Genomic DNA, 15,105 nt, shown 5'->3' with positions numbered 1-15,105 from the left:
GCCCGCTGCCGTGTGGCAGGTAGCGTCTTTCGCGGCGCGATGCCATCGTCGGCCAGCAGTAGGTCAACGCAGACATGCAACCAGGAGCCGGCAGCCGATGACCTCCAGCGACGAAGACGAACGCAAGGCCCTGCGCCGCTTGCTGCGGCAGATCGAGCGGCCCAATGCCAGCCTGCTGGCCAGCAACTGGCCGGTGTTCGGCGTCTGGCTGCTGTTTTCCGGGGCTTTCATGTATCTGTTCCAGACCGGCGACGGTTCGCCGCTGCACCCGTTGCTGCTGGCGCTGGGCTCGACCTGTCTGGGCGTGTTCGGTGCGTGGATCGTGTTCCGTTCGGTGTGGGCGCGGCAGTGGCCGCATGTGCGCGAACACATCGATGTGGACAGCGTGCGCGCGCGTCTGGCAGAACTGGACGACTGAGCGATATAGCGCGCGAGGCGGTTTGCGCGCGCTGCCAGGCAGATCAAACCGATCTGCAACGACGAGCGGCCGCCCGCGCCGTGGTTGCCGGCATGGCGGCGTCGCTCGACAGCATCGCGCGTGCGCACGCCATCGGCATCGCCGCAGAACTGCGCTTGCATCGCGCGTATCGCACGCCACGCCGTGCGGATCGACCGCAGCGCTGCAGCGTCCCACGTGTGGCCGCAGTGCGTGTAGCCAGCCGCTATGATCGGCTCACCCCCACTGCCTGTGAGATCGCATGCACCTGCGTTCGCTTTGCCTGTCTGCCACGTTGTTGCTGGCCGCTGCGCTGCCCGCACATGCGCTGGAGTTTTCCAAGGCCGAACTGGCGCGCGCGACTGCCCTGCAGAAACGCCTGGTCACGCTGGATTCGCATCTGGACACGCCTGCCAATCTGGAACGCGCCGACTTCGACGTCTTGCAGGCGCATGCCGGCAACCGCCTGTCCCAGGTGGATTACCCGCGCATGGTCGAAGGCGCGCTGGATGGTGGGTTCTGGGCGGTCTACACCGGGCAGGGCGATCGCAGTGCAGCCGCGCACCTGGACGATCGCGATGCCGGTCTGCAGCGCCTGCTGAAGATCCACACATTGGTGGCCGCGCAACCGCAGCGTTTTGCACTGGCCACCACGCCGGCCGACGCCGCGCGCATCAAGGCCGCCGGCAAGCGCGTGGTGTACATCAGCATGGAAAACGCCAGCCCGCTGGTAGCCGACCCCACCTTGCTGCGCTTCTATTACGCGCAGGGGCTGCGCTTGATGAGCACCGTGCACTTTCTCAACAACGAGTTCGCCGACTCGGCCACCGACCCCAAGGGCGCGGAGTGGAACGGCCTGAGCCCGGCCGGCAAACAGCTGGTGCAACAGGCGCAGGCGTTGGGCATCGTGATCGATCAATCGCATGCCTCCGATGCGGTGTTCGACCAGTTGATCGCGCTGTCGCCGGTGCCGATCGTGCTCTCGCACAGCGGTGCGCGCGCGGTCTACAACCACCCGCGCAATATCGACGATGCGCGCCTGAAGGTGCTGGCCGCGCATGGCGGGGTGATCCAGGTCAATTCCTACGGCGGCTACCTGGTGGACAGCGGCGCCAGCCCCGAGCGCAAGGCCGCCGAGAAGGCGCTCACCGACCAATACGGCGGCTGGGAGCACGTCAAGATCGCCGACGGTACCAAGCTCAGCGCCGCGCTGAAGGAGCTGGATGCGCGCTACCCGATCAAGCGCGCCACCGAAGAAGACTTCTTCGCGCATCTTGAGCACTTATTGGCAGTGGTCGGGCCCGAGCACGTGGGCATCGGCATGGATTGGGACGGCGGTGGCGGGGTGGTGGGCCTGGAAGATGTCTCCGACCTGCCGCGCATCACCGCGTGGCTGTTGCGCAAGGGCTACACCGAGCAGCAGATCGCCGGCATCTGGGGCGGCAACCTGTTGCGGGTGATGGGCCAGGCGCAGGCGTATGCGGCCGGGAAACGGGAATCGGGAGTGGGGAGGTAGTGCTGGGGGACCAGGGATTCGGGATTCGGGAATCGGGATTCGCAAAGCCGAGGCGGTGTGTCGTGTGGGGCTGGGTGCTGGCCGCCGGCTTGGTTGTGGGTGCAGGGCTGGGGTAGAGGCAGCGTTGCTGCCGCGGGCTTCTTCGCCGGATGGGCTGGTTGGGGCGCGCGCGGAGTGCGCCGGCGCTAGGTGTCAGCCAAGCGGTTGGGTGGCGGGGCGCCGTCGCTGCATCGGGGCGGCCAGCCCTGCACCAACAGCATGGTGGCTGTTGCGTTCCGAGCCCGGCACACGCCGGGAGCGGTTGCAGTTGATTTGGGCATTTGCACGAAAATTTGCGCGTGCCAGCCGGCAGACAGGCAACACCCTGACGATGATTCCGGGAAAACGCTCAATCTAAAATGCGTCGACCACCTGCCTGGTGTCGGTGCTGCCGCACTGCGCACCGGCTGGCCTTCCGACTGCTGGAGCGTGCGATGACCCAAGCCACCCGGCCCCTGCCGCCCTCCGATGACATGGGTCCGACCTACCGCAAGATCCTGTGGCGGCTGATCCCGTTCCTGTTCGTCTGCTACCTGTTCAATTACCTGGACCGGGTCAACGTGGGCTTTGCCAAGCTGCAGATGCTGGGCGACCTGGGCATGAGCGAGACCGTGTACGGGCTGGGCGCGGGCATTTTCTTCATCGGTTACCTGGCCTGCGGGGTGCCGAGCAATCTGATCCTGCAGCGCATCGGTGCCCGACGCTGGGTGGCGATCATGATGGTCAGCTGGGGCCTGCTCTCCACCTGCCTGCTGTTCGTGCGCACCCCGGCCGGGTTCTACACCCTGCGCCTGCTCACCGGTGCGGCCGAGGCGGGCTTCTTTCCCGGCATCGTGCTGTACCTGACCCGCTGGTTCCCGCGTGCCCGGCATGGCCGGGTCATGACCGTGTTCATGTCGGCGATCCCGATCTCCGGGGTGCTGGGCGGGCCGTTGTCCGGCTGGATCCTGGATCACTTCTCGGCCGGGCAGGGCGGCCTGGCCGGCTGGCAATGGATGTTCCTGCTGCAGGGCCTGCCGACCGTGTTGCTGGGCATCGGGGTGTGGTTCCTGCTCAGCGACGGCGTGCAACAGGCTAGCTGGCTCAACCCGCAGGAAAAACAGGCCTTGGCACGCGTGCTGGCCGAGGACGAAGCAGGCAAGCCGGCCGGCGCGTCCACCTCACTGGGCGCGGTGCTGCGCAATCCGGCGGTGTGGCTGCTGGGCACGGTGTACTTCTGCATCCAGAGCGGGGTGTATGCGATCAACTTCTGGCTGCCGTCGATCATCCAGGGCAGCGGTGTCACCGACCCGATCCGCATCGGTCTGATGAGCGCGATCCCGTACCTGGCCGCGGCGGTGTTCATGGTGCTGATGGGCCGCTCGGCCGATCGCCGCTGCGAGCGCCGCTGGCACCTGGTACTCCCGTTGCTGATGGGAGCGGCCGGGCTGTGCATCGCCGCCAGCGTCACCGACAACCTGGCTCTGGCCCTGTTCGGCATGACCCTGGCCACGATGGGCGCGGTCAGTGGCTTGCCGCTGTTCTGGCCGCTGACCAACGGCTTTCTCACCGCCGCCGCCGCGGCTGGTGGGCTGGCGCTGATCAACTCCACCGGCCAGGTCGCCGGCTTCGTCAGCCCGTACCTGGTGGGCTGGATCAAGGACGCCACCCACAGCACCGAGCTGGCGCTGTATGTGCTGGCCGGGGCCATGCTGCTGGGCGCCGCGCTGGTGCTGCGGGTGCCGGCACGCGCGGTGAACCAGTGATGCGTCCGTCCCAGCGAGTGTGCCCATGAAGATCGTCATCGCCCCCGATTCCTACAAGGAAAGCCTGTCCGCGCTGGAGGTCGCCACCCAGATCGAGGCCGGTTTCCGCGAGGTGTTCCCCGACTGGCAGTACCGCAAGGTGCCGGTCGCCGATGGCGGCGAAGGCACGGTCGATGCGCTGGTGGCGGCCACCGGCGGGCGGGTGATCGACTGCACGGTCAGCGGCCCGCTCGGCACCCCGGTGCAGGCGTTCTTCGGCCTGACCGGCGACGGCCGTACCGCGGTGATCGAAATGGCCGCCGCCAGCGGCCTGGCCCTGGTGCCGCCGGCCGAGCGCGCGCCGCTGCGCACCAGTACCGCGGGCGTGGGCGAGTTGATCCTGGCCGCGCTGGATGCCGGCGCGCGGCGCTTCATCATCGGCATCGGCGGCAGCGCCACCAACGACGGCGGCGCCGGCCTGGCGCAGGCGCTGGGCGTGCGGCTGCTGGATGCGCAGGGCGAGTCGATCGGCCCCGGTGGCGGCGCGCTGGCGACGCTGGCGCGGATCGATACCCAGGACCTGGACCGGCGGCTGCAGGACTGCCAGTTCGAAGTGGCCTGCGATGTGGACAACCCGCTGATCGGCCCGACCGGCGCCTCGGCGGTATTCGGCCCGCAGAAGGGTGCCACCCCCAGCATGGTGCGCCAGCTCGACAGCAACCTGCAGCGCTACGCCGATGTGCTGCAACGCGACCTGGGACTGCGCCTGCACGACCTGCCCGGCGGCGGTGCGGCCGGCGGCCTGGGCGCGGCGCTGGTGGCCTACCTGGGTGCGCAGTTGCGGCCCGGGGTGGAGATCGTCGCGCAGGCGCTCGGGCTGGATGCCCTGGTCGCCCAGGCCGATCTGGTCATCACCGGCGAAGGCCGCCTGGACAGCCAGAGCCTGCACGGCAAGACCCCGGTGGGCGTGGCGCGGGTGGCGCAACGACACAGCAAGCCGGTGATCGCCATCGCCGGTTGCCTGGGCAACGGCGCCGCGCTGCTGCATGGGCACGGCATCGACGCGATGTTTGCGGTGGTGCATCGCGCCTGCACGGTGGAGCAGGCTCTGGCCGAAGCCGCCAGCAACGTGCGCATCGCCGCCCGCAATGTGGCCGCGGCGCTGCAGCTGGGCGGGGCATTGGCACAGGTCGGGTCGGGGCGCGAGCGGGGCTGACGGCAGTGCCCGGGTGGCTCGGAGGGGTGGGGCACCTGCGCTTGCGTTCGGGGCGGCCTCCTGGACAGGGTGCGTGCCCACTGCATGTACGGCCGATCCGCAAAGGTAATCAGCGTTCTTCGCACCGATCCCGGGCATCGGCCGCAACTGCTCCCGTCACACACCTGCCAAACATCCGCGAAGCGAACATGCCACCGTGACCGCCCCTGATCGCGGCAACAGACCCCCGCCCATGCTCACGCTCGACCGCACCCTGGCGCAGTCCATTGTCGACCGCGCGATGACCATCATCGACGGCAACGTCAATGTGATGGACCACTCCGGCGTCATCATCGCCAGCGGCGAGCCGGCCCGGATCGGCCAGCTGCACGAAGGTGCGTTGCTGGTGCTGTCCCGGCAGGGCCGGGTGGAGATCGACGCCGCCCTGGCGCAGCAGCTGGATGCGGTGCGCCCCGGCGTCAACCTGCCGCTGATCGCCGAGGGCCGCATCGTCGGCTGCGTCGGGCTGACCGGCGACCCGCAGCGCATCGGGCAGCAGGCCGAGCTGGTGCGCATGGCCGCCGAAGCGATGCTGGAACAGGCCGGGCTGCTGCGCCTGCTGGCACGCGACGCGCGCCTGCGCGAAGAGGTCACGCTGGGCCTGATCCGGCCCGATGGCCCGACCCCGGCGCTGGCCGGCTGGGCCGAGCGGCTCGGGATCGCGCTGGACCTGCCGCGCGTGGCCGCGGTGATCGAAGTGGAAAGCGATAGCCTGGACCTGGACGCGATGCTGGTGGAACTGCAGCGCCTGCACACCCTGCTGTCCACGCCCGAGCGCGGCAACCTGATCGCCGCCACCGCGCTCAACGAGCTGGTGGTGCTCAAGCCGGCACTGGACCGGCGTGGCCACTGGGACGTGGAGGAGCAACGCCGTCGCGCGCACAGCCTGCTCGAGCGCATGCGCGCCAGCAGCCGGCTGCGCATCCGGCTGGCCCTGGGCCAGTATTTTCCGCAGGCCAACGGCCTGGCGTTGTCGCATCAGATCGCGCGCACCACCATGCGCATCGGCAAGGCGCGCACCCCGCATGCCGACGCCTTCTTCTACGACGATTACCGCCTGCCGGTGCTGGTGGACGACCTGCGCCAGGCCTGGCAGGCCGAGGAATTGCGCAAGCCGCTGCAGGCACTGCTGGCGCAGGACCGTCGCAGTCAGTTGCTGAAGACCTTGTCGGTCTGGTTCGGCGCCGGCATGCGCATGGCCCCCACCGCCAAGGCGCTGGGCATTCATCGCAACACCCTGGATTACCGCATGCAGCGCATCCAGGAACTGTGCGCGGTGGACCTGGGCAATACCGACGACTGCATGCGCCTGTACCTGGCGCTGCAGATGCGCCACGACAGCGCCGCAACCACGCCGGACACCGACGCGCACGCCCCCGACTGAGCGAGGCCACAACCGCCGCAACGCTGCCCTGTGCAGTGGCGCACGGAACGCCGCCTTGGCTGGTATGCGCAGTCCGCTAGACTGCGCGGATTGCCCGGCCGCGAGCGCTCCGTTGAACCAGTGCGATACCGTCGTGTCATCTGCGTCTAGCGAGGCCCAGCGCCTGGCACGTCTGGCGCTGTTGCAGGTGGTCGACACCGCCGCCGAGCCGTTCTTCGACGCGCTGGCCGCTGCCGCGCAGGCGATCGCCGGTACCCCCATCGCACTGGTCTCGCTGGTGGACGAACATCGGCAGTGGTGGAAGGCCAACATCGGCCTGCCGGGGGTTTCGGAAACCCCACGCGAGCTGGCGTTCTGCGCCTACACCATCCAGGGCGATGCGGTGATGGAAGTGCGCGATGCGCCGGCCGACCCACGCTTCCACGACAACGCCCTGGTCACCGATGCGCCCGGTATCCGTTATTACGCCGGCGCCCCCATCGTGCTGCCGGATGGCTTACGCATGGGCACGGTGTGCGTGATCGACCAGCGCCCGCGCGCGCTGGAGCCGGCGCAGTTGCAGGCCTTGCAGCAACTGGCCAGGGTGGCCGCCGAAGGCCTGGAGCAACGCCGTGTGATGCTCGAGCGCGAGGCGGCCAATGCCCAGCTGCAGCAGCGGCTGCGCGAGAGCGAAGCGTTTCTGGAGCGCACCGGCCGGGTGGCCGGGGTCGGCGGGTGGGAGGTGGACGTGGCCAGCGGCACGCTGATCTGGTCGGACCAGACCTGCCGCCTGCACGATGTTCCGCCCGGTTACCGGCCCAGCCTGACCGAGGCGATCGGCTTCTATCCGCTGGAGGCGCGCGCGGTCATCACCGAAGCGGTCGAAGCCTGCGTGCGGGACGGCACGTCCTGGGATCTGGAGCTGCCGCTGACCAGCGCCACCGGGCGGCGGCTATGGGTGCACAGCACCGGATCGGTGGAACACGTGGATGGGCGCATGCGCCTGATCGGTGCGGTCCAGGACGTGACCGACCGGCACCAGGCCGTGGACGCGCTGGCCGCCAGCGAGCGCAAGTTCCGCAAGATGTTCCAGTACAGCCTGGGCCTGATCTGCACCCACGACATGCATGGCCGGCTGGTCAGCATCAACCCGGCCGCCGCACGCTCGCTCGGCCGCAGCGTCGAGCAGATGGAAGGCCGCTCGCTGGTGGAATTCGTGCGCCCCGAGCGCCACGCCGCCTTGCGCGGGTACCTCTCGCGGATGGTGCTCGATGGCCAGGATTCGGGAGTGATCGAACTGGTGGCCGGCGACGGCAGCCTGCGCCATTGGCAGTACCACAACGTGCTGGACGTGGAATCCGACGCCACGGTGGTGCTGGCGCATGCCCAGGACATCACCAACCAGTACCGGCAGGAGAAGCAGCTGCTGGAATGGTCGTTCACCGACCCGCTGACCAACTGCTACAACCGCCGCTTCCTGGACGAACTGGACAAGCGCGACCCCAGCGTGCGCTGGGGCTGCATCGTGGTGGACCTGGACAAGTTCAAACTGGTCAACGACACCCATGGCCATCAACGCGGCGACGAGGTGTTGGTGCAGATGGCATGGTTCCTCAACCAGCCGCTGCGCACCCAGGACCGCCTGGTACGCCTGGGCGGCGACGAATTCCTGGTGTTGCTGCACCAGGCCACCCAGGCACAGCTGGATGCGTTGACGCGCGACTACATGGGGGCCATCGAGGACGCGCCGATCCGCTTCACCCTCGGCACCGCCCTGCGCCAGGACGGCGAAGCGCTGGCGGCGGTGGTCGATCGCGCCGACCACTCGCTGTACTCGCTGCGCCGCGCCCGCCGCGGCACCGGCACCAGCGACCAGCGCTGAGCCTGCGCACACCCGGAAGCTGCACCGGACCCATGTGACCGGCTGCGGGGAAGCGTGCCGATGAATACGCGATCGCCTATCATGTAAACGTTTACAACTACATGGATTGGAATGGATACCTTCGATCGCACCCAGCTCAGCCCCAAGTGGCAATTCCGCTTCGCCTTCTTCGACCGTCACGGCGGTCCCAGGGACCCTGCCTACAAAGAGGCGCTCAAGACCCTGCCGTTCGGGGAGAAGCTCAAGGTGGGCATGAACTTCTACGCGTTGTTCTTCGGCTTCATCTATTTCTTCATCCTGGGCCTGTGGCGCAAGGCGCTGGGCCTGATCGGCGTCGGCCTGGTGGTCGGCATCGTAGCCTCGTTCCTGCCCGCATCGATCGGTAACGCGCTGAGCATTCCACTGGCCCTGCTGGCCGGCATGAGCGCCAACTACGCCTACTACCTGGACAAGGTGAAGGGCAGCACCAGCTTCAACCCGTTCGAAGGCATGCGCTGGTAAGCCACCGCCGGGCCGCGGACCCTCCCACCGACGCCCTGCCGCCAAGCCCGGTCCTGTGACCGGGCTTTTTTGTGGGCCAAGCGCGCCGGCCTGAGGACAAACGTGTGGGCATCATTTGCATGCCAGATGGCAGGGGATCGCGGGAAAAGCGCATTCAATCCTCGCCGTACGCGACTCAGGCCGCGCGGGTGCAGACGCGATCGCAGCAACGCCAGGATTTGAGAATAGGCCTCGCTGCACGGCCATGCGTCCTGGGCAGCCTCCCGCGCACGCTGCGAGCGGGGTTGTCGGCGCAGAGCACCCTCCGATCCGGCAGCGCCACGGCTGCCGCAGCGGCGTTTGGCCCTGGAAATGGGCGCCGGACCAACTGCCGTCCCGGCAGCGTCGGAAGTCACAGCCGGACTCATCCGTTAGCGAAGCTGGCAAGGCGTTTGGGTTAATACTCCAAACCATTGATCCAAAAGACGTCTCTACCTCGAAGACGCGCTTGAGACCGCCCGGATTGTTGCGTCGCGGCGTGGTGTGGGTGCTGCCGCATGCTTAATCTTTGCCAACACATGACACACCGCCCTCCTGGGTTTAGATCGATCCAAGCGCGCCCATCGCCCGCAAGTGTTTGAAAAGAAATTGTCTTTCCGTCGCACTATCATCCTCGACGAGACGCTTGAATGACCGCTTTTCGCCATTGCCGCCACACCCGCCTGTCGCAGGCGCTGCTGCTCGCATCACTGTCGCCCCTGGCTGGCCTGGCCCAGCAGACCCCCGCCCCGCAACAGCTGGACGCGGTCACCGTCACCGGCTCGCGCATCAAGCGCGTGCAGGCCGAAGGCCCGGCGCCGGTGCAGATCATCGGCGCCGACGAGATCCGCGCGCAGGGCTTCACCACCGTCTACGACATGCTCGGCACCCTCAACCAGGCCATCGGCACGGTGGAGGCGGACGTCAGCTGGGGCTCGCATACGCCCAATGCCAGCCCGCTCAACCTGCGCAACCTCGGCCCCAACCGCAGCCTGTTGCTGGTCAACGGCCGCCGTGTGGCCGATTACCCGTTGCCGTACAACGGCCAGAGCAACGTTTCCAACTACAGCAACATCCCGGCCGCGGCGGTGGACCGGGTGGAAGTGCTCACCGGCGGCGCCTCGGCCATCTACGGCTCGGACGCGATCGCCGGCGTGGTCAACGTGATCCTCAAGCAGAACTACAGCGGCGACCAGTTCCGCATGCGCGGTGGCACCTCCACCGAGGGCGGCCGCGACACCGCCGACGTGTCCTGGGCCGGCGGGCGCACCGGCGACCACTGGAGCGTGACCTACGCGCTGCAGTACACCAGCCGCGACCCGCTGTTCGGCCGCGACCGCCCTCAAATGGACGATGCCAGCGATGCGCCCTACAGCGCCTGGACCACCGAACAGCGGCGGGTGGGGTTTCGCCCCAGCAGCGGCATTGCGCTGATCGACAATGCCACCGGCACCCGCCAGGCGCCGCCGCCCGGTGCCTGCGATCAGTTCGGCGGCGAGTACTACCTGGCCGACCGGCTGCTCTACAACCGCAATACCGGCGTCACCACCAATACCGGCCAGCTGTGCGGGCTGAGCGCCGACTACGGCCAATGGCTGCTGCGCAGCGGCGGCAAGGACCTGTCCGGGTATCTGTACGGCACCTGGGAGTTCGGCAACGGCGTACAGGCCTGGACCAACCTGGCGGTGTTCGACTCCGAAGCGCAATGGGGCACCTCGCCGCCCTATGTGCAACTGCCGGCCGAGCTGGACTATCCGGCCTTTTACGATACCGCCAGCGGCCAGCAGCTGATCGGCGTGCGCCAGTTCACCGCCAGCGAGGTCGGCAGCCAGGCCGGCCTGCGCAACCGCAATCGCGAGCGCTCCTGGGACATCAGCGCCGGGCTGCGCGGCACCCTGGCCGACGGCCGCCTCGACTGGGAAGCCTCGCTGGGGCGCTCGTACTACCGGGTACAGGAGCGCATTTCCACGGTCGATTGGCAGCGCGCCAACGACTACTTCCTGGGCCCGCAGCAGGGCACGGTGGACGGGCTGCCGGCCTACACGCTGGACCGCGCGCGCTGGTGGACGCCGCTGACGCCGGGCCAGTACGCGCAGATCGGCGCGCATTCGGTCAACCGCGCCGCGTCCTGGGTCAACCAGGGAGCGCTCAGCCTGAGCGGTCGGCTGTTCGAGGGCTGGGCCGGGCCGGTCGAATTCGCCGCGGTGCTGGAAGCGGCCCAGCAAGGGTATCGGCTCAATCCGGACCCGCGTGCCAATGTCGATTACGAAGTGCAGAACGTCGACCGCGGCGGCGGCGAGCGCACCCGCTACTCGGGCGGCCTGGAGTTCGGCGTGCCGTTGACCGCCACGCTCACCGCCACCCTGGCCGGCCGCTTTGATCGCTATGGCGACTACACCGCATTCAACGACGCCGCCGACCAGTTGGACATCGGCACCCAGAAGGAATCCACCTGGAGCGCCGGCCTGCAGTGGCGGCCGATCGACAGCCTGCTGCTGCGCGGCAGCTACGCCACCAGCTTCCGCGCCCCGGACATGCATTACCTGCTCGGACAACCCAGCTCGGCGCAGGTGCGCACGCTCGACCAGTACCGCTGCATCGCCAGCGGTGCCTACCAGATCAACAACTGCACCGGCGACAACACCGAGGTGACCTATCCCTTCGCGATCAATCGCCGCGGCACCCCGGATCTGGAGTCGGAACTGGGCAATTCCTGGACGGTGGGGTTTGTCTGGGATGCGTTCGAGAACCTGTCGTTGACCGCCGACTTCTGGCGCATCCATCTGGAAGAAGAGATCCGCGACATCGATGAAACCACCATCCTGCGCGACGAGGCCGGCTGCCGCACCGGGCTGACCATCACGCCTGGGCAGGCCTGGTCCAACCCGGGCGGCGCCGATTACTGCGCCTCGATCCTGGCGCGCGTGCAGCGCAATGCGGCCGGCGCCATCACCGCCATCGAGCGCGGTCCGATCAACCTGGCCCAGCGCGATGTCAGCGGCATCGACCTGTCGGCGCGCTACCAGCTCAAGACCGGTGTCGGCGATTTCCAGATGGGGCTCGACTACACCAACCTGCGCTCGATGCGCGAGCAGACCTACCGTACCGACCCCAACCCCGAGCGTCGCGACCGCGACATCCGCAGCAAGCTGCGCGGCAGCGTGAGCTGGCTGTACGGCAACTGGAATGCCACCGTCTATGGCGATCGCGTCGGCGCGGTGCCGGGCGTGCGTTCGCACTGGGGCCTGGACCGGCTGGACAACCCCGGCGGCTGCGTGCCGTTTGCCGATGGCGGCGTGCCCGACGACCGCGCCAACTGCACCGACACCGATCCGGCCAGCCCCACCTTCGGCCAGAGCACCCGCAAGTACTACGGCCGCATCGGCCCGGCCATCACCTGGAATGTCAATGTCGGCTACCGCATCACGCCGGCGATGAAGCTCAACCTGTACGTCAACAACGTTTTCAACAGCACCGGCTACAACCACAAGGATCCGTACAAACTCGATTACGAGTTCTATAACAGCCGCCTGTTCAGCCCGGCCGGGCGCGAGATCGCGGCAGAATACGTGTTCGATTTTTGAAGCGCGCAATCGGCGACGCGTGCGTCGGATATGGACAGGTGGTGTTTGCGGCATCGTCCGGGCACGCAAGATGCCTGTCGATTCCGGGCACGGCCAAAACGCACGACGATGCCGGCGCTTGGTGTCTCGTGTTGCGCGCACGTGTCGTGCGTCGGTCGCTGCGCATCGCAGCGGCGGGCACGCGCCTTCCACCTGCGGCTTTGGCCGCCCTCTCCCCCAAGGGGTTCTGCATGCTGTCAGTCGTACCGCCCAACCGTTCCACCGCGCGTGCTGCGCGCACGCCGTTCTGGCGCCGCGCCGCGGTCGGTCTGTGCCTGCTTGGCGTGGCCATGTCCGGCCCGCTGGCCGCGCAAGACCCGGCGCAGGTCAACACCTTCATCGGCAGCAAGGACGACGGCAATACCTATCCGGGCGCCTCGGCGCCATTCGGCCTGATCCAGGTCAGCCCGATCGGCGCGCACTACGCCGGCTGGCGCTATGACGACCCCAGCATTCGCGGCTTCGGCCATTCGTTCCTGTCCGGCGCCGGCTGCTGGGAGCAGGGCGGCCAGGTCTCGGTGCTGCCGGTGACCGGCCGCATCGGCCCCGGCGGCCACTTCGACACCAACGATGCCAAGGCCTTCGACCAGAAACGCTATGCCGCGCGCTACACGCACGATGGCGAAGTCGGCCAGGCCGGCTATTACAAGGTGCGGCTCACCGATTACGGCGGCATCGACGCCGAAGCCAGCGCGCTGACCCGCGCCGCGACCGAGCGCTACACCTTCGCGCCGGGCGCCGACACCGGCCATGTGCTGGTCAACGTGGCGCAGGCCAACGACCGCCATGTGGTGATCGGCAGCCAGGTGCAGATCGTCGGCGACCGCGTGGTCGAGGGCAAACTGACCACGCAGAGTTTCTGCGGTGGCCACGAATACACCACCTGGTTCCGGCTGGAATTCGATCGCCCGTTCACCGCGCATGGCGTCTGGGGCGAAGAGGGCGGTGTGCCCGGCGCGCGTCACGGCATGGGCGGCGAACTCAAACCCAACGGTGCCTGGCTCAGCTTCCCGCTGGGCAAAGACAAGCGCGCGCGTGCGGTGACTGTGGTCAGCGCCATCTCGCATGTGGATGCGCAAGGCGCCCGCAGCAACCTGCGTGCCGATGGCATGCAGGGCGGCAAACTGCTCAGTCTTGAACAGATGCGCCAACGCGCGCAGCAGGCCTGGCGCAATGCGTTGGCCAGCATGCAAGTGGAAGGCGCCAGCAACGACGAGCGTTCCGTGGCCTATACCGCGCTGTATCACGCCTTGCTGCAGCCGCTGACCGGCAGCGATGCCGATGGCCGCTATCGCGGCTACGACGATGCGATCCATCGCGCCGATGGCTGGACCTACTACGAGTATTTTTCGCTGTGGGATACCTACCGCTCGCAAAACCAGCTGCTGGCCTTGCTGCAGCCAACGCGCGCGCGCGACATCGGCCGCTCGTTGCTGGCGATCCGGCAGCAAGGCGGCTGGCTGCCGCGTTGGGGCTATGCCAACTACGACACCAACATCATGACCGGCGACCCGGTCACCCCGTTCCTGGTGGATCTGTGGCGCTTCGGCGCGTTGCAGGGTAACGAGGCGCAGGCGTATGCAGCGCTGCGCCAGAATGCGTTCGGCCAGCCGCCGATCAATTCGCGCCACGCCGGGCGCTCGGGCAATGCCAACTATCTGGCCAACGGCTTCGTGCAATACGACCGTGCGTTTCCCTCCAAGGGCATGGACGTGGACCCGCATCACGGCGGTTCGGCCACGCTGGAATACGCGCTGGCCGATTGCGCGCTCGCACAGATGGCGCAAGCGCTGGGCCACGGCGATGACAGCGCGCAGCTGCGCAAACGCGGCGGCAACTGGCACAACGTCTGGGATGCGGATGTGGGCGATACCGAGACCGGCTTTGCCGGCTTCCCGCGCCCGCGGCTGGAAGACGGCAGCTGGTATGCGCCATCCGACGATCGCTACAGCCCACGCTCCGAGCACGGCTTCCACGAAGGCACAGCCTGGCAATACCAGTGGCTGGTCCAGCAGGACATCCCCGGCATGCTGCAGGCCATGCATGGCCGCGAACACACCGGTAAACGCCTGGACGCTTTCTTCGCCTACGACGATCTACTGAAAGATCCGCTCACTGCCGCACGCACGCACTGGGTGGTCGGCCCGTACAGCTATTACAACCAGTACCGCTACAACCCCAACAACGAACCGGACCTGCACGCACCGTGGATGTACACGCTGATCGGGCAACCATGGAAGACCGCCACCGTGGTGCGCGCCGCGCAGCAGTTGTTCACCAATGCGCCTAACGGCGTCACCGGGAACGACGACCTTGGCACCATGTCGGCCTGGTATCTGTTCAGCGCGCTCGGCCTGTATCCGGCAGTGCCGGGCAGCGGGCAATTCCTGCTGCATGCGCCGCGTTTCAAGCGGGTCACGCTGAATCTGGGCAACGGCAAGCGCCTGCGCATCGACGCGCCCGGGGCCAACGGCCGCGCGCTGCAATACGTGGACAGCGTGCGTTGGAATGGAAAGCCGCAGCCGCAGGTGTTCCTGGATTGGGCGCAGCTGCAGCAGGGCGGCACGCTGTCGTTTGCGCTCACCCCGCAGGCGCCCACCCAAGGCTGGGGTACGCAAGCGGATGCATTGCCCACTTCATTCTGCGCCACACCTCAGGCGCAGTAACACCACGGCGGTTGAAGCCCTCTCCCTGCGGGGCGAAAAGGCACAGCTTGCGCGCTACTGGCGCGCGTGCCTTGGAGAGAGA

Annotated in this window: 9 protein-coding genes; all 9 read left to right on the top strand. The window is 67.8% G+C overall.

The genetic code is table 11. The features are described 5' to 3' along the window. Window positions 1-97 precede the first annotated feature (97 nt). Window positions 98-418: a hypothetical protein gene (locus tag ACDH77_RS20570; RefSeq protein ID WP_003482258.1), complete on the top strand. Its 321-nt coding sequence runs from the start codon at window positions 98-100 to the stop codon at window positions 416-418. Window positions 419-698: 280 nt separating this feature from the next. Beyond that, the gene (locus tag ACDH77_RS20565; RefSeq protein WP_008573114.1) at window positions 699-1,952 is read left to right on the top strand and encodes a dipeptidase; all 1,254 of its coding nucleotides are present in this window, start codon (window positions 699-701) and stop codon (window positions 1,950-1,952) included. 473 nt (window positions 1,953-2,425) lie between these two features. Next, complete coding sequence (locus ACDH77_RS20560) at window positions 2,426-3,736, top strand: MFS transporter (RefSeq protein ID WP_372353647.1); 1,311 nt, start codon at window positions 2,426-2,428, stop codon at window positions 3,734-3,736. Between the two features lie 25 nt (window positions 3,737-3,761). Beyond that, window positions 3,762-4,931, top strand: a complete 1,170-nt coding sequence (locus ACDH77_RS20555) for a glycerate kinase (protein ID WP_031425264.1) — start codon at window positions 3,762-3,764, stop codon at window positions 4,929-4,931. A gap of 232 nt (window positions 4,932-5,163) precedes the next feature. Next, window positions 5,164-6,354 carry a sugar diacid recognition domain-containing protein gene (locus ACDH77_RS20550; RefSeq protein ID WP_014091572.1) on the top strand — a complete coding sequence of 397 codons (1,191 nt, stop codon included), beginning with the start codon at window positions 5,164-5,166 and terminating at the stop codon, window positions 6,352-6,354. Between the two features lie 112 nt (window positions 6,355-6,466). Then, window positions 6,467-8,215 carry a diguanylate cyclase gene (locus ACDH77_RS20545; RefSeq protein WP_029820551.1) on the top strand — a complete coding sequence of 583 codons (1,749 nt, stop codon included), beginning with the start codon at window positions 6,467-6,469 and terminating at the stop codon, window positions 8,213-8,215. A gap of 111 nt (window positions 8,216-8,326) precedes the next feature. Further along, window positions 8,327-8,716: a DUF2628 domain-containing protein gene (locus ACDH77_RS20540; protein WP_008573104.1), complete on the top strand. Its 390-nt coding sequence runs from the start codon at window positions 8,327-8,329 to the stop codon at window positions 8,714-8,716. A 668-nt stretch (window positions 8,717-9,384) separates the two neighbouring features. Beyond that, window positions 9,385-12,318, top strand: a complete 2,934-nt coding sequence (locus ACDH77_RS20535) for a TonB-dependent receptor domain-containing protein (RefSeq protein WP_218488978.1) — start codon at window positions 9,385-9,387, stop codon at window positions 12,316-12,318. A 230-nt stretch (window positions 12,319-12,548) separates the two neighbouring features. Next, window positions 12,549-15,023, top strand: a complete 2,475-nt coding sequence (locus ACDH77_RS20530; RefSeq protein WP_218488979.1) for a GH92 family glycosyl hydrolase — start codon at window positions 12,549-12,551, stop codon at window positions 15,021-15,023. The last annotated feature ends 82 nt before the right edge of the window (window positions 15,024-15,105 follow it).

The organism is Xanthomonas axonopodis pv. maculifoliigardeniae (genome assembly GCF_041519315.1).
Taxonomy (GTDB): Bacteria; Pseudomonadota; Gammaproteobacteria; order Xanthomonadales; family Xanthomonadaceae; genus Xanthomonas; species Xanthomonas euvesicatoria.
The sequence above is the reverse complement of the archived record's forward strand: the minus strand, read 5'-3'. Positions and strand labels throughout refer to the sequence as shown.